Raw genomic sequence first — 17,785 nt, 5'->3', positions numbered from 1 at the left:
CTAGTTCTCGTCTTGGATTCTGTTCTAACACGAATTTAGAGAGATTGCAAGGTAAGGGACAATCTTCTGGGACTGGTTCGCCTTTCCTGTGCCCCACCTCCGCCTCGGCGCTATTCTTTTCCCCATGTCTCAAGCGGCCCCGTCCCAAAAAACCCAGGCTTCAACAGCCCAGCCCTACGCGGTGGTGATCGGCCTGGAAGTTCACCTGCAACTGCGGACGCGCAGCAAGATTTTCAGCGACTGCCCCGCCGACTACCACGGCGCGGCCCCCAACACCTTCACCGATCCGCTGACGCTGGGGTTGCCCGGCACCCTGCCCACCCTCAACCGCGAGGCGGTGGAACTGGGATTGATGTTCGGCCTGGGCCTGAACTGCGACGTGTCGGGCTTTACGCAGTTTCACCGCAAGAACTACTTCTACCCCGACGCGCCCAAGAATTTTCAGCTGTCGCAGTACGACCGCCCGATTGCGCGCGACGGCTATCTGGACATCGCCGGGACGCGCATCCGCATCAAGCGTGCCCATCTGGAGGATGACGCGGGCAAACTGATGCACCCCGCCTACGCGCCCTACAGCCTGCTGGACCTCAACCGCGCCGGCTCGCCGCTGATCGAGATGGTCACCGAGGCCGACATCACGGGCGCTGAGCAGGCCCGCGCCTTTCTGGAAACCGTGCAGGCCATCGCGCAGGCGTTGGGGGTCAGCGACGCCACCCCCGAGGAAGGCAAGATGCGCTGCGACGTGAACCTCAGCGTTCACAAGCCCGGCGAGCCGTGGGGCACCAAGTGCGAGGTCAAGAACCTCAACTCGTTCCGCAGTGTGGAGCGGGCCATCGAGTACGAGACGGCGCGGCAAACGCGGGTGCTGGACGCAGGCGGGCGCATCACGCAGGACACGCTGGGCTGGGACGAGGGCGGCGGCAAGACCTTCCTGATGCGGACCAAGGAGGGCGAGGCCGATTACCGCTACTTCCCCGAGCCGGACCTGCCCCCGCTGGACATCACCCCCGAATGGATCGAGCGTTTGAAGGCACGGATGCCCGAACTGCCCGCGCAGAAGCGGACACGGTACCTGGCGGCGGGGGTGCGCGAGAACGACGCGGCCACGCTGAGCCTGAACGTGGAGCAGTCGCGCTTCTACGACGAGGCGCTGGAGGCTGGGGCCGACGCGCAGAAGCTGGCGAATTGGCTGCTGACCGACGTGGCGGGGACGCTGGCCTCGGCCGAAACGAGCCTGAGTCAGTCGGCGCTGCAACCCGCCCACCTCGCCTCGCTGGTGCGGCTGATCGACGCCGGGACCATCAGCGGCAAGATCGCCAAGGACCTGCTGCCGGACGTGCTGGCCGGGCACGATCCCGCCGCGCTGGTGCAGGAGCGCGGCCTGAGCGTGGTCACCGACACCGACGCCATCGACGCGGCCATCGACGCCGCCATGAGCGCTGACCCGGCCACCGTGGAGAAGGTGCGCGGCGGCAATGCCAAGGCCATGAACGCGCTGTTCGGCCCGGTGATGAAGGCGATGGGGGGCAAGGCCAAACCCGAAGTGGTGCGCGAACGCCTGACGCACAAGCTGGGGGTGTGAAGGCCGGCAAGACGGGGCGGGGGCTGCGGGTCCAGCACCTGCGCCCCCTGGCCCTGGGTTTTCTGTGGGCCGAGGTGGTGGCGGTCTTCGGCATGGTGGCCTTTATCCTGCTGCGGGGTCAGCCGGGGCCGCAGGACTGGATCAACGCCTTCGATTCCTTTCTGGCGGCCCTGGTCCTGACGTGGTGGACCGTGGTGTTCACGCGCCTGAGCGCCGGACAGGCCACCCCGCCGGAGAACGGCACGCTGCGGGCGCTGGCGGTGGCCTTTCCGTGGCTGACGTCGTTCCGGGCGGCGCTGTGGGGGCTGACCCTGCTGGGCCTGCTGACCGGCGGCGCCCCCGAGGCCAACCCGCTGGCCCTGACGGTCCTGATGACGGTCTGGGGCGCGGCGATCCTGTCGAGCAACGCGGTGAACGGCTCACTGGTGCGGCTGGCCCCGGACCCCGCCAGCCCGGCGAAACGCAGGCGCCTGCTGGACTGGCTGAACCTCTCGGCGGCGCTGGCCCTGGGCATGGCCGTGCTGAACGTGGTGCCCATCGCGGGCTTTTCCGCCGACACCACCCTGCCGGCCCAGCTGGTCTACGGGGTGGGCGGCCTGCTGGATGTGGTGGCCACGGTGCTGGCGCTGTGGGTCCTGCTGGGCCAGAGTGGGGCGCAAGACACGCAGGACAGGACGGGCAAGGCAGGCTAGGACAGGGGCAGGCAGAGGAAAGACCAGATCAGTTCCCCGGCGCGTCACCTGGCCCGGAGGTGTCGCCCGGCACGGTGTTGTCCCCCGGTACGTCGGGCGTCAGCCCTAGACGCAGCAGGTAGCGCTCAGGGCCGCGCCGGGCGGCGTAGCGGGCGTGCAGCTCGCTCAGCTCGCGTTGCAGGGCCTTGGCCTCTGCCGGGGTCAGGTGCAGCGTGGCTCCGCCCAGCAACAGGGCCGGGCGATCCGGGCGCAGCAACTCGGCAGACTGGAAGGCCCCCGCCGTGGGCGTCACGTCGACGGTGACCTCACCGTTCTCCAGAAAGACGCGCAGGCCGACATCGCGCTCGTCGCGGACCAGCGGCGCAGCGGCCTGCACCACGGCGTGCAGGAACCGGGCCGTGAAGTCGCGCTCCTGCATGCCGACGAGTTCCTCCGGGGAACCCAGCGGCGTGGCGTGGTACGGCACCAGATAGCCTTCCGAGGTGGCGCGGTAATGGCGGATGGGCCGGCCCCGGCGTGCGGTCTGCCGGGTCTCGCGCACCAGCCCCAGCCGCAGCAGGCGGCGCACGCGGTGGTGCGCGGCATTCAGCGGCAGGTGCAGCGAGGCGGCCAGCGGCCCCACCGCCCACTCGCCCATCATCAACGCGCCCAGCACCGGCAGATCACGGCCCGACAGAAACACTTTCACAGCGTCCGGATCGGTCACCTGCTGCCAGGAATGGGGCATGGGTCAGCCTACTCGATTCAGTGGCTTGAGCGTCAAGTAGAGAAAGGCGCAGGCTACAGCATGACCATGTCTCAGCCTATGACCCAGGAGCGCGCCGCCGCCGTTGGCAGCGCCGTCAATGCCCTGTGGGACCCGAATTCGCTGGCCAATCCCTATCCTGCCTACGAGCGGGTGCGGGCGCTGGGCGAGGGCGGCGTGCTGGAGGCGCAGTTCCCCGACTGGAAGGCCCTGTTCCTGACCGGTCACGCGGCCTGCTCGGCGGTGCTGCGCTCACCGCATGCCCTGAGCGGCAACGGCATTCAGAATCTGGACGGCGAGCGTTCCGAGGGCGTGCGCCTGCTGCAGTCCATGATGCTGTTCCACAACGGCCTGTCGCACCAGCGGCTGCGCGGTCTGGTCAGCTCGGCCTTCACGCCCCGAGTGGTGGAGGAACAACGGGAACTGGTGCGCTTGCTGCTGGACACGCTGCTGGACGATCTGGCCGCAAAGGGCGGCGGCGATATCGTGGCCGAGCTGTCCAACCCGCTGCCCGCCCGCGTGATCATGGGGATGCTGGGCCTGCACGGCGACGACGAGGCCCGTTTCGTGGGCTGGACGCAGAGCGTGGCCGATCTGTTGGGCGGCATGAACCAGTCCCCGGAACTGATGGCCCGCATCGACGCCGACGCCCGCGAGATGCGCGCCTTCTTTCAGGATCTGGCCGAGGAACTGCGTGCCAACCCGCAACCCGGCCTGCTGAGCGCCATGAGTGCCGTGCAGGACGGCGGCGAGCGCCTGAGCGGCGACGAGCTGCTGTCCAATGCCGTGCTGCTGCTGGCCGCCGGGCACGAGACCACCAGCAACCTGATTCCCGGCGGCCTGCTGGAACTCTCGCGCCAGCCGGACGCCTGGGCCGCCCTGGTGGAAAACCCCCGCCACCCCAACGTGGCCGACGAACTGCTGCGCGTCGTCTCCCCGGTGCAGTTCGATGGCCGCACCCTGAGCGCGGACGTGAGCGTGGGCGACAGAAGGCTGCCCGGCGGCAACCTCGCGCAGCTGATTCTGGGAGCCGCCAACCGTGATCCGGGGGTCTTCAGCGATCCTGACCGTATCGACTGGGAGCGCCCGAACAGCAACCGCCATCTGGCGCTGGCTGCCGGGCCGCACTACTGCCTGGGGGCCAGTCTGGCGCGGCTGGAAATCAGCGAGACGTTTGCCGCCCTCGCCACGCGCTTTCCCAACCTCCGGGTCACCGACGCCAACCCGCCCTTCAAGCCCAACCCGGTGCTGCGCGGCGTGCAGCGGCTGGACGTGGGGGTGGACTGAGAACCCCGCCGGGGCCGCATCAATGGCCCCACGCAGACCCACCATTCCGCGTTGTGAATCCCCCGTGTCCAGCTATCCCGGCAGGTTACTGACGCCCACCCGAACGGACGTTAGACTGCCCCCATGACCAAACAGATGGATTTTGACGTCCTGGTAATCGGTGCTGGCCCCGGCGGCTACCACGCGGCCATCCGCGCCGCGCAGCTGGGCCTGAAAGTCGCCTGCGCCGAGCGCGAGTACCTGGGCGGCGTGTGCCTGAACGTGGGCTGCATTCCCACCAAGGCCATGCTGCACGCGGGCGAGCAGATCGCCGCCGCCCGCCACGCCGCCGACTTCGGCCTGACCTTCGGCGAGCAGAACCTGAACATCGCCAAGCTCAACGGCTGGAAAGACGGCATCGTCAAGAAGCTGACCGGCGGCGTGGGCGCGCTGTTCAAGGCCAACAAGGTCACGCACCTGATCGGCGAGGCCAGCTTCGTCGATCCCCACACCGTCAAGGTGGGCGACAAGACTTATACCGCCTCCAACTTCATCATCGCCACCGGCTCCGAACCCGCCAAGCTGCCGGGGCTGGAGGTGGATCAGCAGGTGATCGTGGACAGCACCGGCGCGCTGGTGATGCCTGACCCGGTGCCCGCGCGGATGCTGTGCGTGGGCGGCGGCGTGATCGGCTTCGAGTTCTCGCACGTGTACAACAACATGGGCAGCAAGGTGAAGGTCATCGAGTTCCTGCCCAACATCATTCCTGGCGCCGACGCCGACGCGGTCAGGGAATTCGGCAAGATCATGAAGAAGCAGGGCATCGAGATCGCCACCGAAACCAAGGCCAACCGGGCCGAGAAGAAGAGCGACGGCGTGCATGTCGAGCTGGAGAACGTCAAGACCGGCGAGAAAACCACGGAAGTCTTTGACCGCGTGCTGGTGGCCGTAGGCCGCCGCCCGCGCACCGACGGCCTGAACATCCAGGCGACGGGCGCCACCGTCACGGATCGTGGGTTTGTGCCCGCCAATACCCGCCAGCAGACCAACGTGCCGCACATCTACAGCATCGGTGACGTGGCCGGCAACCCAATGCTGGCGCACAAGGCCATGAAGGAGGGGCTGGTGGCCGCCGAGGTGATCGCCGGCAAACCCGCCGAGCAGGACGCCGTCGCCATTCCCGGCGTGGTCTACACCAGCCCCGAACTGGCCTGGGTGGGCCTGACCGAAGCCGAGGCCAAGGAAAAGGGCTACGAGGTCAAAACCGGCGTGTTCCCCATGAGTGCGTCGGGCCGCGCCATGACCCTGCAAGCCACCGACGGCTTCGTGAAGATGGTGGTGGAAAAGGACACCGACTTGCTGCTGGGCGTGCATATCGTGGCCCCGCACGCCTCTGACCTGCTGGGCGAGGCGGGCCTGGCCCTGGAAATGGCCGCCACCGCCAGCGACATCGCCCTGACGATCCACGCCCACCCCACCCTGGGCGAGGCCGTGCTGGAAGCGGCGGAGGCCGTGCACAAGCAGGCCATCCATATCATGAACCGCTGATCGCCGCCCACGGGGCCACACCGAGCAAAGCGAGACACGAGAAAACCCCCAGGCCATCCTGGGGGTTTTTGACGGTGCTGGACCGGGCTTCAGCCGCCCTCAGCCCAGGTACGCCACCAGCAGGTCCACCCCGGAGCGCAGATCGTCCACATGCACGGCCTCCACGACGCTGTGGATGTAGCGCGTCGGCAGGCTAAGCGTGAGTGTCGGCACGCCCGCCCGGCTGCGCTGGATGGCCGCGCCGTCGGTGCCGCCCTGGGCCAGCACTTCCATCTGGGCGCGGATGCCCTGACCCTCGGCCAGATCGTAGAACTCGTCCACCAGGCTGCGGGTGGAGATCATGCTGGAATCGAAGACCTTGATGCCGATGCCCTCGCCCATGCGCGTGACCGCCTCGTCGGGGCCGACGCCGGGAGTGTCCACCGCCAGGGTTACGTCCAGGCCGATGCCCACGGTGGGTTCGACGCCGTAAGCAGCGGTGTGCGCCCCGCGCAGGCCCACTTCTTCCTGAACAGAGAAGACGGCGATCAGGTCATGCTTGGGCGGCGTCTTGCGGAAGTGACGCAGGACTTCGAGCAGCATAAAGACCGAGGCGCGGTCATCCATCGCCTTGCCGCAGACCAGCGAGCCGACGCGGCGGGCCGTGTGATCCAGCGTGACCATGTCGCCCACGCGCACGCGGCGCTTGACCTCCTCGGCGTCCAGGCCCAGGTCAATAAAGAACTCCTTGACCTCGGGAATCTTCTTGCGTTCCTCGGCGCTGGCGATATGCACCGGCTTGCCGCCGGGGGTCAGGATGCCCGGCAGCGCCCCGCCGCGCGCATGGACGGTCACGTCGCGCGCGAACAGGTTGCGGGTGTCGAAGCCGCCCAGCGCCTGCACGCGCAGGAAGCCCTTATCGTCGATGAAGCGCACCAGAAAGCCGATCTCGTCCATGTGGGCGCTGACCATCACGCGTTCGCGGCCGTCCTTCTTCTTGCCGCCGCTGCCGTTGCGGGTGGCGATCACGTTGCCCATCGCGTCCACGCGCACGTCGTCGGCCAGCCCGTCCAGCTCGGCCAGCACGAAGTCGCGCACGGCGTCCTCCTGTCCGGGCACGCCGGGGAGGTTCGAGAGGTCCATCAGGACATCTAACCTCAGCTCCGAGTCGGAGGACGTGGGCGCGGCGCTGGAACCAGTCTTGGATTTTGCCATGAGGCTCAGGGTACGCCCTGAACGGGTTTGGCCGGGGCCTCTGCGTCTTGAGGTTCGCTTTCGCTGGACGCGGGCGGGGTAGGGGCTGGGGGTTTGGGCCGCAGATCGGTGCCGTTGAACCGCCCCTGCGCCTCGGCCAGTCCCTGCGCCGCCCAGACCTCCACCGCGTTCGCGCCCAGCCGCACCAGCTCGGCCAGCGTCGCGGCCTCGTCCGGGTGCCATTTGCTCAGCACCCAGTCGGCCGGGTCTCGGCCAGGGGGCGGGCGCGAGATGCCCACTTTCAGCCGCGCGAAGCCCTCCGAACCCAGCAGGCGGATCATGTCGCGCACGCCGTTCTGCCCGCCGTGCCGCCCGCCCATGCGGAATTTCAGGAGGCCGAAGGGGCTGTCCAGATCGTCCTGCACGGCCAGCAAGTCGCCCAGCTCCAGCTTGTAGAAGGAAAACAGCGGCGCCACCGCCTTGCCCGAGGCGTTCATGAACGTCTGCGGCTTGACCAGCAGCACCTTCTCGCCGGGGGCGGGGCCGAGGCGAACCTCGCAGACCTCGGCGTCCTTCTCCTTCAGCCACGTTCCCCCGGCGCGGCGGGCCACCTCGTCCACCACCAGCCAGCCGACGTTGTGGCGGGTCTGGGCATACTTCAGGCCGGGATTTCCGAGACCCACGACGAGCTTCATTCAGGCTTCCAGGCTGTTCAGCACTTCACGCCACCTGGCTTCCGTCTCGCGCACGCGATTCTCGCCCTTCGCGCGGGTATAGCCAGCACGGAAGTCGGCAAAGCGGGTGTCGGTCTCGGAGAACAGCAGGCCCAGCGCGCCGCGTACATCGGCCACGTTCTGCTCGGTCAGCGTCCGGTCCTTGGCGTCCAGCACCTCGTCCAGCGTCGCCATCAGGCCCGACAGCGGGCGCAACCACTGGAAATCGGGGTTGTTCATCACCAGCGAGTACAGCTCGAAGGGACTGCCCACCGGGCCGTGCAGGAACTCGTATTCGCCCTTGGCGAAGTCCAGCAGCGCCGAATGGAAGTGGCGCAGCGCCGGAACCAGGGCATTGAGACGGGTGCGAATGGAGGCGTCGGTCATGGGGTCAGGGTAGCAAGGCAGATAGAGAAACGCCGTTTGCGGAACGCAGAGGAAAGGACATCGCTGTGCCCGCTCAAACTCCTTACCAGCCCATCGTTCCCGCCTCGCCCTTGAACGGCCCCACCACGTCCGAGGTGATCCAGCCGCCATAGAACGTTCCGGGCTGCGGCACCACCGTCTCGCCGTCCACGCGGCACTCGTCCATGCGGCCCGGATAGACGGCGATGTAGCCAGCCATCTCGCGGAAGGCGGGCGTCGGGTCTTCGTAGCTCCAGCCCGCCGCCTCGGCCACCCTGCCGCCCGCCGAGAGCGTCCAGTACGTTGCTGCCCCCTTAAATTCGCAGACGCTGCGGCCCTGGGCGCGGCTCAGCACGCCCGGCGCAAAGGCGTCCGGCGGCAGGTAGTAGCCGGGGGGATGGCTGGTTTCCAGCACGCGGTAGGCGGCTGTGGTGTCGGCGATCTTCTGGCCGCCCAGCCAGATCTCGATGCGTCTGTGGCTGCGCTCCAGCCGGGGCGGGCGCGGGTAGTCCCATACGCTTTCCTGACCAGCGCGGGGTTTGTCGGGTCTGGGACGGGAACGGAACATGGCCCCAGCATGGCGCGCGGGGGGCCGGGGCGCTGTCGCAGGGCCTACCAATGGCCGCCGGCCCCCCGCGCTTGCTACCCTGGCCCATGACCCTCACCCTCCCCACCGAGGAGCAGCAACAGGCCCTGGCGCGGGCCGTCAACCTGGCCGAGATCGAGGCGCTGGGCCGCGCCCGGCTGGATCAGAACGCCCTGGACTACTACGTCAGCGGCGCCAACGACGGCCATACCCTGCGCGCCAACCGCGAGGACTTCGCGCGCATTCGCCTGCGCCCGCGCATGCTGGTGGACGTCTCCAGCATCGACACCTCTACAGACGTGCTGGGCCTGCCGCTGGACTTTCCGGTAGGTGTGGCCCCCAGCGCCTTTCATGGATTGGCGCACCCGGACGCCGAACGGGCCACCGCGCGGGCCGCCGCCAGCGTGGGCAGCGTGATGACCCTCAGCACCTTTTCCAACACCCCGATTGCCGACGTGGGGGCGGCGGCGGGCGGGCGGTTCTGGTTCCAGCTGTACCTGCTGGCCGACCGCGAACTGAGCCGCCAGATCATCGCGCAGGCCGAGGCTGCCGGGGCACGGGCGCTGGTGTTCACCGTGGACGCGCCGTACCTGGGCCGCCGCGAGGCCAACGAGCGCCGCCGCTTTGCCCTGCCGCCGCACCTGAGCGCCCCCAACGTCGCCAGCCGCGAGACGCTGGCCGGGGTGGACACCGACACCGGCTCGCAGCTGACCCATTATTTTCAGCATCTGGTGGACAAATCCTTTACCTGGGCTGATCTGGGCTGGCTGCGCCAACAAACCGAACTGCCGATTGTCCTGAAGGGCATCCTGACCGCCGAGGACGCCGAACTGGCCGTGCAGCACGGCTGCCACATCTGGGTCAGCAATCACGGCGGGCGGCAGCTGGACACCGCCGTCAGCGCCCTTGCCGCGCTGCCCGAGATTGCCGACGCGGTGGCGGGCCGCGCCGAGATCTACCTGGACGGCGGCGTCTCGCGCGGCACCGACGTCCTGAAGGCCATCGCGCTGGGGGCGCAGGCGGTATTCCTGGGGCGGCCCGCGCTGTGGGGTCTGGCGGCCGGCGGCGAGGCCGGCGTGCGCCGGGTGCTGGAGCTGCTGCGCGACGAGGTGCGGCTGGCCCTGGCCCTGAGTGGCCGGCAGAATCTGGCACAGGTGGGGCGCGACCTGCTGAAGCTGTAGGAGTGAAGCTTCCTCTGCGGACACGGACACCATGAAACGGCGGTGACGGGGGCCAGCGCCGCGCAGGCGCAGGCAGAATGGAGCATGCCCAACGCCCTGCATGTCATGAACGCTGGCGGCCACCTCTCCCCCGGCCTGGAAGCCGAGATCAGAAGTGTGGCGCAGGCCGCCCTGACCCGCCAAGCCGCGCGCCTGAGGCTGGACGGGGTGGATGTGGCCGTCTCCGTCTCGCCGTGGGGCCTGCCGGAAACCGGGATTCACGGCTACGCGCCGCTGGATCATCTGGTGCAGATCACGCTGAACCCCGACAATCCCCATTTTGCCGCCCTCTGGCGCACCGAACTTCCGGCCACGGTGGCCCACGAGCTGCACCACGCGCGGCGCTGGCAGGGGCCGGGCTACGGCCAGACCCTGCTGGAAGCCTTGGTCAGCGAGGGGCTGGCGCAATTGAACGAACGGGATGAACGGGATGGAAAGCCGCCGCCCTACGCACGGGCGGACGTTGATCTGGAAGCGCTGTGGGCACGCGCCCTCCCCCTGCTGGACCGCAGCGATCACAATTTCGAGGCGTGGTTTTACGGATCAGATGCCGAGAATTTACCGCGCTGGAGCGGCTACAGCCTGGGTGACGAACTGGTGCGCCGTCATCTGGCACAGGTGGGCGGGGACGCCGCTGCCCACGTTCATACGGCGGCCACCGCCTTCCGGACCGCGTGGTAAACCGTCAAGGCGCCGCCCATGTTCCGCCCGCAGCGCAGGCTTACCCTGAATCCCATGCCCGTCACCGCCCCCCGGCCCCAGGAGGAACTCAAGTCGGCCCGCCTGACCACCCTGGCGCATCTGGACGCCCTGCTGGAGCGGCCCATGATTGTCCTGAGCTTCGTGTGGCTGGGCCTGCTGGTGCTGGATCTGGTGCAGGGCCTGCCGCCCGTTCTCCAGATCGTCAGCAACGTGATCTGGGGGCTGTTCATCCTGGACTTCCTGCTGGCCCTGAGCATCGCCCCCGACAAGTCCGAGTACCTGAAACGCAACTGGCTGACCGTCCTGAGCCTGCTGCTGCCCGCACTGCGGATTCTGCGGGTGTTCCGGGGGCTGCGGGCGCTGCGCGTGTTGCGCCTGACGCGCGGCACCAACCTGCTGCGGATTCTGACCAGCCTGAACCGGGGCCTGCGGACGCTGCGGCGGACCCTGCGTCGCCGGGGCCTGGGCTTCGTGGTGGGCGCAACGGCCCTGGTGGCGCTGGCCGGGGCAGCGGGCATGGCGTCCTTCGAGGCGGGCCAGACGAACGCGCCCCAGGGCTTCGGCCAGTGGCTGTACTGGGTGGGCATGCTGCTGACCAGCCTGGGGTCCGAATACTGGCCGGTCACCGCCGAGGGCCGGGCGCTCACCTTCCTGCTGGCACTGTACGGGTTTGCGGTCTTCGGGTACATCACGGCGGCGCTGGCGAGCCTGTTCGTGGGCGCAGATCAGGACTGGCCGCCCGACGAGGACGACGACGAGGAGGTCAACAACGAGGTGCTGCACCGTGAACTGCAGGCCCTGCGCGGGGAAATTGCGGGGCTGCGTGAGGAGGTGCGCCGCGCCTCGTAGCCCCGCGCCGCATAATCTGACCCATGACCTCCCCTGTTGACCGGATGCGCGCCGCCCTGCACCCCACCGATCTGGACGGCTGGCTGATCTACGATTTCCAGAACCTCAACCCGCACGCCCGCCGGGTGCTGGAGATGCCGGGCGGCGCGTTCCTGACCCGCCGGTTTTTCGTGTACGTGCCGCGCGGGGGCCAGGCCGTGTTGCTGCACAACCACATCGAGGGCGGCACCTGGGGCGAGATCACGCGCGGCTGGGACATTGAGCGCCGCGCCTTCGGCTCTCATGACGAACTGGACGCGGCCCTGAAAAACGTGGTGGGCGGGCAGCGACTGGCGATGGAATACAGCCCGAACGGAGCCGTGCCCTACGTCAGCCGGGTGGATGCCGGAACGCTGGAGCGCGTGCGGGCGGCGGGCGCCGCAGAAGTCGTGAGCAGCGCGGACCTGCTGCAATCCTTCCTGGCGTGGTCCGCGGAAGATCTGGCCGCCCACGAACGCGCCGCCGCCCTGCTGATGCGCGCCAAGGACGACGCCTTCTGGCTGATCCACGAGCGGCTGAAAGCGGGCGAGCCCATCACGGAACTGGAAGTTCAGGACAAGATTATGGATGCCATCGCGGGCGCGGGCATGGACGCGGGCCATCCGGTCAACGTCAGTTTCGGCGTGAACGCGGCGGATTCCCATTACGAACCCGGCGGGGACAAGAACGCCACGCTGCAAGGTGGGCAATGCGTCCTGATCGACCTGTGGGCACAGGAACCGGGCCGTCCCTTCGCGGACGTGACCTGGGTGGGATACGCGGGCCAGCCTTCCGCCGAGTATCAGGGCGCCTGGGCGGCGGTGCGGGCCGCGCGCGACACCGCACTGGACGTGCTGACGTCGAGGTTCGGGGCCGAGGGCTGGGGTAGCCTGCAAGGCTGGGAACTGGACCGCGCCGCGCGGGACGCAATGGGAGCGGACTGGGCACCGTTCTTTTTCCACCGCACCGGCCACGACCTGGGCGTGCAGATTCACGGTTCCGGCGCCAATCTGGACGACTACGAAACCCACGACACCCGCACTCTGACGCCGGGGCTGGCCGTCACGGTGGAACCCGGCACCTATCCCGCAGCAAAAGGCTTCGGCCTCCGCACCGAGGTGGACGTGTACCTGTCGCCGGACGGGCCACGGGTCACCACCGATCTCCAGCGCCAGCCGTTCGTGCTGGGCGAGGGCGAGTGGGCGGCGGTGCGCGCGGCGGGGTACGGCGAGGCCTGAAGTTCTCTGGGCTGCACCCGCAGGCTGGGGGGCCAGTACGTCCCTGTTTCGTCTCTCTACTCCTGAAGGCAGCGGAGTGCCGCCGGGGACAGCGGGTGGGCCGCGCCCCCATGTCCCCAGAACGTCACGGCGGGTGACTCGGCGGGCACCTCACCGGTCCTGAGCAGCAGCACGCCGCTCAGGCGGACGCGCAAGCGCTCGAACGCGCGGGCCTTTTCAGGCGGCACCCCCGGCAGAACCTCGCCCTGCGCCGCGCGGGCCAGCAGGCGAAGCGCGTCCGGGGCAAGGGGACCGGCGGGGGCACCCGTGGGCAGCGCCGCCGCCAGGACGCCCCCCGCCCCTGGGGGCAGTTGCCCGATCTTGTCCGCCAGCACCCGCGCCAGCTTGGAGGTCAGGTGCTGGCTGCCACCGCTGCGGAGCCGGGCCACCTCGACATACACGAGGCCTCCATTCGGCAGGGACAGCGCAAAATCTGGCCCGCGTCCTCCCCCCGCCTTCAGCGGCTCGTAGGTCAGCGTGCCGCTGCCGGAACGCAGCAACCACGCGGCCACCGCCAGTTCCGCCCACACGTCGGCCTGGGCCTCCAGGCCCGCCGCCTCGCGTACCTTGCGGCGCAGTTTGGTGGTGTTGGCCTGCGCGAAAGCCAGAAAGGGCCGCGATGACGCGCACCACCCGCGCAACGGGGCCGCCAGCGAGTGACCGGGCGCGGCGCAGACGGCCTCCACCAGCCGGTCAGCCGCGCCCATGGCCCGCCCTTCGTGGCTGGTTGACCAGAGGTCCGTTCACACCTGAGCTTACCGTTGACGGCTGGCAGGACCGCGTGGCATGGAGTCAGGGGCGCGGGCGTCTGCCGTTACGCCTGACCCTCCGACGCCAGTGTGTCGGACCTTCTTAGCGTTCCCACAAGCCGCTGCCGCCACCCACACCCTTTCAGCGGTTAGGCTGGGGGCATGGCGAATCTCAGCTCCTCGACAGTGATGCTCACGGGGGCAGGCGGCGCACTCGCCACCGCGATTGCCCAGGAACTCGACGATGCGGGCGCGCAGATGGTGTTGGTGGGGCGCGGCGAGGCCCTGACCCGCGCCGCTGACCGCTTTCCCGCCACCGAAGTGATCGACACCGATCTGTCGGACCCCGCCAGCGTGGCGCAACTGAGAAAAGTCAAGGTGGACATTCTGGTGCACACGGCCGGGGGCTACGCCATGCAGCCGGTGCAAAAGGCCACTACCGACGACCTGCGGGCCATGCTGGACGCCAACTTCCTGACACTGTTCCACGCGGTTCAGGGCGTGCTGCCCCACATGCTCAAGAACAAGGACGGCATCATTCTGGGGGTCAGCGCGGCGCAGGCGGCCCGTGGCAGCGGCCCCGGCGCGGCGCTGTACACCGCAAGTAAGGCGGCGCTGGGCGCGTACCTGAACAGCCTGAACGACGAGTTGAAGGCCAAGGGCGTGCGCGGCTGCGTGCTGTACCCGATGGGCGCCATCGACACCCCGGCCAACCGCGACGCGGGCCTGAAATGGGAGACCATGATCGATCCGCGCGGCCTCGCCAAGAGCGTCGCCCACATCCTGACCCGACCGGACCGCGCCCACATCACCGAACTGAAGGTCTACCCGGACGAGGAGGAATAGGCAGGTGGGGATCTACTGGGGCCAACTCCGGAGCTGTCCATCTGCTCCGGAGGGCGCAGACCCTGACTTGCTCTACAGATCGGTCGCCTGCCCCGCTGATGCCGGATGATCCTGCCAGCGCAGAACGGCTGCCCGGCGGCCTCACGTCCCAGCAGGCTATGACCGTGCCAATGGGTTTCCCTTATTCCATGGCGGAAATTCTGGCGCACATGCATGCCAACGTCGTGTTCAATCTGGGGCTGAGCAGGAGCGAGGAAGCTGGGAGTCTCCTCTCTCCCCGAGACCTCTGGCCTCCCGTTTTGTTGAAGCATGGATGCCGCTGGTTCAGGCGTTTGTGGATGATCTGGCGCAACTCGGACGAATCGCACAGGACGAACGTGAACTTGAGCGCCTCCGCTCCCTGCCCACGGCCACTGAATCTGGTTGGACGGTGGGGTACAGGCTTGCCTTGAGTGTCGCCAAGCACAACACCTCTCACGGCGGGCAGATTGCGCGGATCCGGCAGATCTTGAGCGCTCAGGATTGAATCAGCGCTCTATTCCAGTTTCCCCGTAAAATCCCCTTCCCAGGCGTTCAGGATGCGGTCTCCCTGCACCAGCAGGACGGTGGGGTAGGCGCTGACCTTCAGGGCGCGGGCAAAGGCGGTGGCTCCGTCGCCGCGCCAGGGGTTGAGGCCAGCCGGGGCCGGTGAGGGCGTGCCTTCAGCATTCACGGCCCGCACGGGCAAGTCGCTGTCCAGCACAGCCTGCCACAACTCCCCCAGATCGCCGCAATCGTGGCTGTAGACCACCACCACCTCGCGCCCACCTGCGTCCGTGCTGGCCTGCCACGGATGGGCTGGCAAGGCGTCGCCCAGGCGCACGCGGGCCTCAGCGCTGCTCAGGGACGGCACCGTGCCCAGCGCGAGGAGCAGCGTCAGCAGTGGGGCATGTCGGGGACTCATGCCCGACATCATGCCGCGCCGCCCCGATGGGTTGCATGACGGGGCGGTGAGGACGGCTTTGGACGGAACTCGGTTCAGCGGGCGCAGATCACGGCTTGACCGGCTGCGGGGCCGCGCTCTTGGGCTCAGGGATCTGCGGCACGGCGTTCTGGTTTCTGACCGCCTTGACTGCGGCAGGATCGGCCTTCTCGTCGGTCAGCGGGGCCGGACTGTCGTCGGGCGCGTAGGCCGGCAGTTGCTCGATGTACACCCGGCGCTGCACGATGTTCTCCGGCGGGGTGAACTCGGTGGCCTGCCGGTTGGTGGTGCGGTCCACGTCGATCAGGACGGTGCGCGGATCGTTGTAGGCCGACGTGTAGCGGGATTCGGTGTACTGCACCGGGGGCGGGGCGTTTTCCTGCAGCGCCGTGTTGGCCGCGTCACTGTAGTTGGGGTCCAGCACGGCCAGCTTCACGCCCGGGAGGAACTGCTGGTCCGGCGCGTCGACGTACTGGATGCCAGGGGGTTCGCTGAAGGCCCGCACGGTCTGGCCCTGGTGCGCCAACTCCATCATGCGCCGCCAGATGGGACCGTTGACCAGCCCGGAGTAGGAGTTCGTGGGCATCTCGCCGCCCTGCTGCTTGCCCACCCACACCGCCCCGGTGTACAGCGGCGTGGTGCCCACGAACCACAGGTCCTTCGGGCCGTTGCTGGTCCCGGTCTTGCCCGCCACCGGCCAGTCGCCGAACTTGGCAGGCCACGCCAGACCGCCCTGTGCCGCCGACAGATCGTTGACCACGCCCCGGATCATGTCCAGCCCCAACCACGCGATCTGCGGAGTCCACACGCGGGTGGGCTTGACCGGGTTCAGGCCGTCGTCATACAGCACCTCGCCACGCGCGGTGGTCACCCGCGTCAGGTAGCGGGGGGCGCGGTACAGCCCGCCGTTGGCAAAGGGCGCGTAGGCCGCCGCCATCTTGACCGGCGTGGTTTCCACCGCCCCCAGCGCCGCCGCCAGCCCGGTGCCGTCGTTGGGCGGAATGCCCAGCTCACGCAGCTTGCCGAAGAACGTCTGCAGGCCAATGCGGTCTGCAAGCCGTACCGTCACTAGATTCAGCGAGCGGTCCAGCGCCTCGCGGATGGTCATGTTTCGATAACTGGTCTGGCTCTCGAAGTTCTGCGGCGCATACACGCCGTCCTTGCAGGTGGGGCAGGGAAAGGTGATCGGCTTGTCGTCCTCGCGGTGCTCCTGGGTCAGGCCGGTGGAGAGAGCTGTGGTGTACAGCAGCGGCTTGATGGTGGAGCCGATCTGGCGCTGGCCCTGCGCGGCGTTGTTCCACGCTTCGGGCGGCGCCGAGCCGTTCAGCTTCTGCCCGATCATGCCCAGCACCTCACCAGTGAAGGGATCGATGATGGTGGCCCCCAGCGTCGCGCCGGGCGGCAGGCCGGTGGCCTCGCGGCTGGCGGTTTCCACGGCGGCCTGAATACGGGGATCGACGGTGGTGTAGACCCGCAGGCCCCCGCTGCCGTACACCTTGTCGCGCCCGAAGCGGCGCACCAGCTCCTGCTCGACCTGCCCCATGAAGTGCGGGTAGCGCACGGTGGTCACGGCCTTCAGTTCTTTCTGGGTGCGGTCCACCAGTTTGGCGCTGGTGATCCGGCCCTGCTTGTCGTACAGCACCTTCCAGCCGCGCGGCTGCAGGTCTTCCCTGAGCGCAGCGTCCATCTGGGCGGGGGTGATCCATTTGTCTTCCACCATGCGTCCCAGCAGCGTCTTCATCAGCGGCCGCATGGCCTTGTAGTCGAAGTAGCGCCCCGCGCTGGGCACCAGCACCGTCAGGTACGCGCTCTGGGCCAGCGTCAGGTCCTTAGGCGTGGTGCGGAAATACGCCTGGGCCGCCGAGTAGATGCCGTACAGCTCGACGGGGCCGCCGTCGCCCCAGTAGATGGTGTTCAGGTAGTTCTGCAGGATCTCGGCCTTGGTAAAGCTGCGCTCGACCTGCACGCTCAGCAGCCATTCCTTGATCTTGCGGTCCGGCGTGCGGGCCTGTTGGTACTCGTCCAGCAGCAGGGTGTTCTTGATCAGCTGGTTGGTCAGGGTGCTGCCGCCCTGCACGCTGTCCCCCGCCGCCAGGCGCTGAACCTGCCGTCCCAGCCCGTAGGGATCGATACCGTAATGCTCGAAGAAGCGCCGGTCCTCATTGCTGACCAGCGCGGCCACCATAAACGGGCTGATCTCGTTCAGGTTGACCAGCGTGCGGCTGATCGCCTGCTCGCCGATCTTGGGAATCAGGGTGCCCAGCGGCGTGTTGTCGCGGGCAAAGACACGCGTTTCGGCCCCCAGCGACAGGCTGTCGAGCTGGCGGTAGTCGGGCAGCTCGCGCCACCACTTCAGGCCGTAGGTGGCCGCCACTCCCGCCCCGGCGAACAGCGCGGCGATGAGAAACGAGGTCAGGAATTTCAGGAAACGGACGAAAAAGATCATGAGAGCA

At 68.3% G+C, this 17,785-nt stretch carries 18 protein-coding genes; 10 read left to right on the top strand and 8 right to left on the bottom strand.

Going from position 1 to position 17,785, the window contains the following annotated elements:
* Positions 1 to 124 precede the first annotated feature (124 nt).
* A complete protein-coding gene (gene gatB / locus FHR04_RS04040; protein WP_052195199.1) occupies positions 125 to 1,582 on the top strand; it encodes an Asp-tRNA(Asn)/Glu-tRNA(Gln) amidotransferase subunit GatB in 1,458 nt (485 codons plus the stop codon).
* The gene (locus FHR04_RS04035) at positions 1,579 to 2,274 is read left to right on the top strand and encodes a hypothetical protein (RefSeq protein WP_183944765.1); all 696 of its coding nucleotides are present in this window, start codon (positions 1,579 to 1,581) and stop codon (positions 2,272 to 2,274) included. Before gatB ends, FHR04_RS04035 begins: the two co-directional genes overlap by 4 nt.
* A gap of 28 nt (positions 2,275 to 2,302) precedes the next feature.
* Here the strand turns inward: FHR04_RS04035 and FHR04_RS04030 are convergent, their stop codons facing one another.
* Positions 2,303 to 3,001: a hypothetical protein gene (locus tag FHR04_RS04030; RefSeq protein ID WP_139400984.1), complete on the bottom strand. Its 699-nt coding sequence runs from the start codon at positions 2,999 to 3,001 to the stop codon at positions 2,303 to 2,305.
* Between the two features lie 60 nt (positions 3,002 to 3,061).
* On the opposite strand from FHR04_RS04030, the gene FHR04_RS04025 reads away from it, so the two are divergent.
* Together FHR04_RS04025 and lpdA are read left to right on the top strand one after the other, a co-directional pair.
* Positions 3,062 to 4,306, top strand: coding sequence for a cytochrome P450 (locus tag FHR04_RS04025; protein WP_249038968.1), 1,245 nt, complete (start codon positions 3,062 to 3,064; stop codon positions 4,304 to 4,306).
* Positions 4,307 to 4,429: 123 nt separating this feature from the next.
* Positions 4,430 to 5,833 carry a dihydrolipoyl dehydrogenase gene (gene lpdA, locus FHR04_RS04020; protein ID WP_139400981.1) on the top strand — a complete coding sequence of 468 codons (1,404 nt, stop codon included), beginning with the start codon at positions 4,430 to 4,432 and terminating at the stop codon, positions 5,831 to 5,833.
* Between the two features lie 99 nt (positions 5,834 to 5,932).
* Here lpdA and FHR04_RS04015 read toward each other — a convergent pair whose 3' ends face one another.
* The 4 genes from FHR04_RS04015 to FHR04_RS04000 all read right to left on the bottom strand — a co-directional run bounded on the left by FHR04_RS04015 (position 5,933) and on the right by FHR04_RS04000 (position 8,692).
* Positions 5,933 to 7,027 (bottom strand): M42 family metallopeptidase, encoded by a 1,095-nt coding sequence (locus FHR04_RS04015; protein WP_249038967.1) that lies wholly within the window; start codon positions 7,025 to 7,027, stop codon positions 5,933 to 5,935.
* Positions 7,028 to 7,032: 5 nt separating this feature from the next.
* Positions 7,033 to 7,701, bottom strand: a complete 669-nt coding sequence (gene pth, locus FHR04_RS04010; RefSeq protein WP_139400979.1) for an aminoacyl-tRNA hydrolase — start codon at positions 7,699 to 7,701, stop codon at positions 7,033 to 7,035.
* Positions 7,702 to 8,106 carry a hypothetical protein gene (locus FHR04_RS04005; protein WP_039682116.1) on the bottom strand — a complete coding sequence of 135 codons (405 nt, stop codon included), beginning with the start codon at positions 8,104 to 8,106 and terminating at the stop codon, positions 7,702 to 7,704. It lies immediately after the preceding gene.
* A gap of 82 nt (positions 8,107 to 8,188) precedes the next feature.
* Positions 8,189 to 8,692, bottom strand: a complete 504-nt coding sequence (locus FHR04_RS04000; protein ID WP_139400977.1) for a DUF427 domain-containing protein — start codon at positions 8,690 to 8,692, stop codon at positions 8,189 to 8,191.
* Between the two features lie 86 nt (positions 8,693 to 8,778).
* On the opposite strand from FHR04_RS04000, the gene FHR04_RS03995 reads away from it, so the two are divergent.
* From FHR04_RS03995 to FHR04_RS03980, 4 genes are read left to right on the top strand one after another with little or no spacing between them, the layout of a single operon-like run.
* Positions 8,779 to 9,891, top strand: a complete 1,113-nt coding sequence (locus tag FHR04_RS03995; RefSeq protein ID WP_139400975.1) for an alpha-hydroxy acid oxidase — start codon at positions 8,779 to 8,781, stop codon at positions 9,889 to 9,891.
* A 42-nt stretch (positions 9,892 to 9,933) separates the two neighbouring features.
* Positions 9,934 to 10,611 carry a DUF2268 domain-containing putative Zn-dependent protease gene (locus FHR04_RS03990; protein ID WP_249038966.1) on the top strand — a complete coding sequence of 226 codons (678 nt, stop codon included), beginning with the start codon at positions 9,934 to 9,936 and terminating at the stop codon, positions 10,609 to 10,611.
* A gap of 54 nt (positions 10,612 to 10,665) precedes the next feature.
* A complete protein-coding gene (locus FHR04_RS03985) occupies positions 10,666 to 11,481 on the top strand; it encodes an ion transporter (protein WP_139400973.1) in 816 nt (271 codons plus the stop codon).
* A gap of 23 nt (positions 11,482 to 11,504) precedes the next feature.
* Positions 11,505 to 12,737, top strand: coding sequence for a M24 family metallopeptidase (locus tag FHR04_RS03980; RefSeq protein WP_170213845.1), 1,233 nt, complete (start codon positions 11,505 to 11,507; stop codon positions 12,735 to 12,737).
* A gap of 56 nt (positions 12,738 to 12,793) precedes the next feature.
* Here the strand turns inward: FHR04_RS03980 and FHR04_RS03975 are convergent, their stop codons facing one another.
* Complete coding sequence (locus tag FHR04_RS03975) at positions 12,794 to 13,483, bottom strand: hypothetical protein (protein ID WP_039682108.1); 690 nt, start codon at positions 13,481 to 13,483, stop codon at positions 12,794 to 12,796.
* 204 nt (positions 13,484 to 13,687) lie between these two features.
* Here FHR04_RS03975 and FHR04_RS03970 point away from each other — a divergent pair, with 204 nt between their 5' ends.
* Positions 13,688 to 14,371 (top strand): SDR family oxidoreductase, encoded by a 684-nt coding sequence (locus FHR04_RS03970; RefSeq protein ID WP_039682106.1) that lies wholly within the window; start codon positions 13,688 to 13,690, stop codon positions 14,369 to 14,371.
* A gap of 313 nt (positions 14,372 to 14,684) precedes the next feature.
* Positions 14,685 to 14,897 carry a hypothetical protein gene (locus tag FHR04_RS03965; protein WP_139400971.1) on the top strand — a complete coding sequence of 71 codons (213 nt, stop codon included), beginning with the start codon at positions 14,685 to 14,687 and terminating at the stop codon, positions 14,895 to 14,897.
* Positions 14,898 to 14,906: 9 nt separating this feature from the next.
* Here FHR04_RS03965 and FHR04_RS03960 read toward each other — a convergent pair whose 3' ends face one another.
* A complete protein-coding gene (locus FHR04_RS03960) occupies positions 14,907 to 15,314 on the bottom strand; it encodes a penicillin-binding protein (protein WP_139400969.1) in 408 nt (135 codons plus the stop codon).
* 88 nt (positions 15,315 to 15,402) lie between these two features.
* Entirely contained in the window at positions 15,403 to 17,778 is a 2,376-nt protein-coding gene (locus FHR04_RS03955; protein WP_139400967.1) for a transglycosylase domain-containing protein, read from the bottom strand.
* Positions 17,779 to 17,785 lie beyond the last annotated feature (7 nt).

Origin of the sequence: Deinococcus radiopugnans ATCC 19172 (genome assembly GCF_006335125.1) — a bacterium.
Classification (GTDB): domain Bacteria; phylum Deinococcota; class Deinococci; order Deinococcales; family Deinococcaceae; genus Deinococcus; species Deinococcus radiopugnans.
Note: the sequence above shows the minus strand (reverse complement) of the source record. Positions and strands in the feature narration are given on the sequence as shown.

Excerpts from the sequence above, each read along its gene's own strand:
- FHR04_RS03955 (WP_139400967.1), bottom strand. The coding sequence starts at position 17,778 with ATGATCTTTTTCGTCCGTTTCCTGAAATTCCTGACCTCGTTTCTCATC.
- FHR04_RS03985 (WP_139400973.1), top strand. The coding sequence starts at position 10,666 with ATGCCCGTCACCGCCCCCCGGCCCCAGGAGGAACTCAAGTCGGCCCGC.
- FHR04_RS04025 (WP_249038968.1), top strand. The coding sequence starts at position 3,062 with ATGACCATGTCTCAGCCTATGACCCAGGAGCGCGCCGCCGCCGTTGGC.
- lpdA (WP_139400981.1), top strand. The coding sequence starts at position 4,430 with ATGACCAAACAGATGGATTTTGACGTCCTGGTAATCGGTGCTGGCCCC.
- gatB (WP_052195199.1), top strand. The coding sequence starts at position 125 with ATGTCTCAAGCGGCCCCGTCCCAAAAAACCCAGGCTTCAACAGCCCAG.
- FHR04_RS03965 (WP_139400971.1), top strand. The coding sequence starts at position 14,685 with ATGCCGCTGGTTCAGGCGTTTGTGGATGATCTGGCGCAACTCGGACGA.
- FHR04_RS04000 (WP_139400977.1), bottom strand. The coding sequence starts at position 8,692 with ATGTTCCGTTCCCGTCCCAGACCCGACAAACCCCGCGCTGGTCAGGAA.
- FHR04_RS03970 (WP_039682106.1), top strand. The coding sequence starts at position 13,688 with ATGGCGAATCTCAGCTCCTCGACAGTGATGCTCACGGGGGCAGGCGGC.
- FHR04_RS04015 (WP_249038967.1), bottom strand. The coding sequence starts at position 7,027 with ATGGCAAAATCCAAGACTGGTTCCAGCGCCGCGCCCACGTCCTCCGAC.
- FHR04_RS03980 (WP_170213845.1), top strand. The coding sequence starts at position 11,505 with ATGACCTCCCCTGTTGACCGGATGCGCGCCGCCCTGCACCCCACCGAT.
- pth (WP_139400979.1), bottom strand. The coding sequence starts at position 7,701 with ATGAAGCTCGTCGTGGGTCTCGGAAATCCCGGCCTGAAGTATGCCCAG.
- FHR04_RS04030 (WP_139400984.1), bottom strand. The coding sequence starts at position 3,001 with ATGCCCCATTCCTGGCAGCAGGTGACCGATCCGGACGCTGTGAAAGTG.
- FHR04_RS03975 (WP_039682108.1), bottom strand. The coding sequence starts at position 13,483 with ATGGGCGCGGCTGACCGGCTGGTGGAGGCCGTCTGCGCCGCGCCCGGT.
- FHR04_RS04005 (WP_039682116.1), bottom strand. The coding sequence starts at position 8,106 with ATGACCGACGCCTCCATTCGCACCCGTCTCAATGCCCTGGTTCCGGCG.
- FHR04_RS03995 (WP_139400975.1), top strand. The coding sequence starts at position 8,779 with ATGACCCTCACCCTCCCCACCGAGGAGCAGCAACAGGCCCTGGCGCGG.
- FHR04_RS03960 (WP_139400969.1), bottom strand. The coding sequence starts at position 15,314 with ATGAGTCCCCGACATGCCCCACTGCTGACGCTGCTCCTCGCGCTGGGC.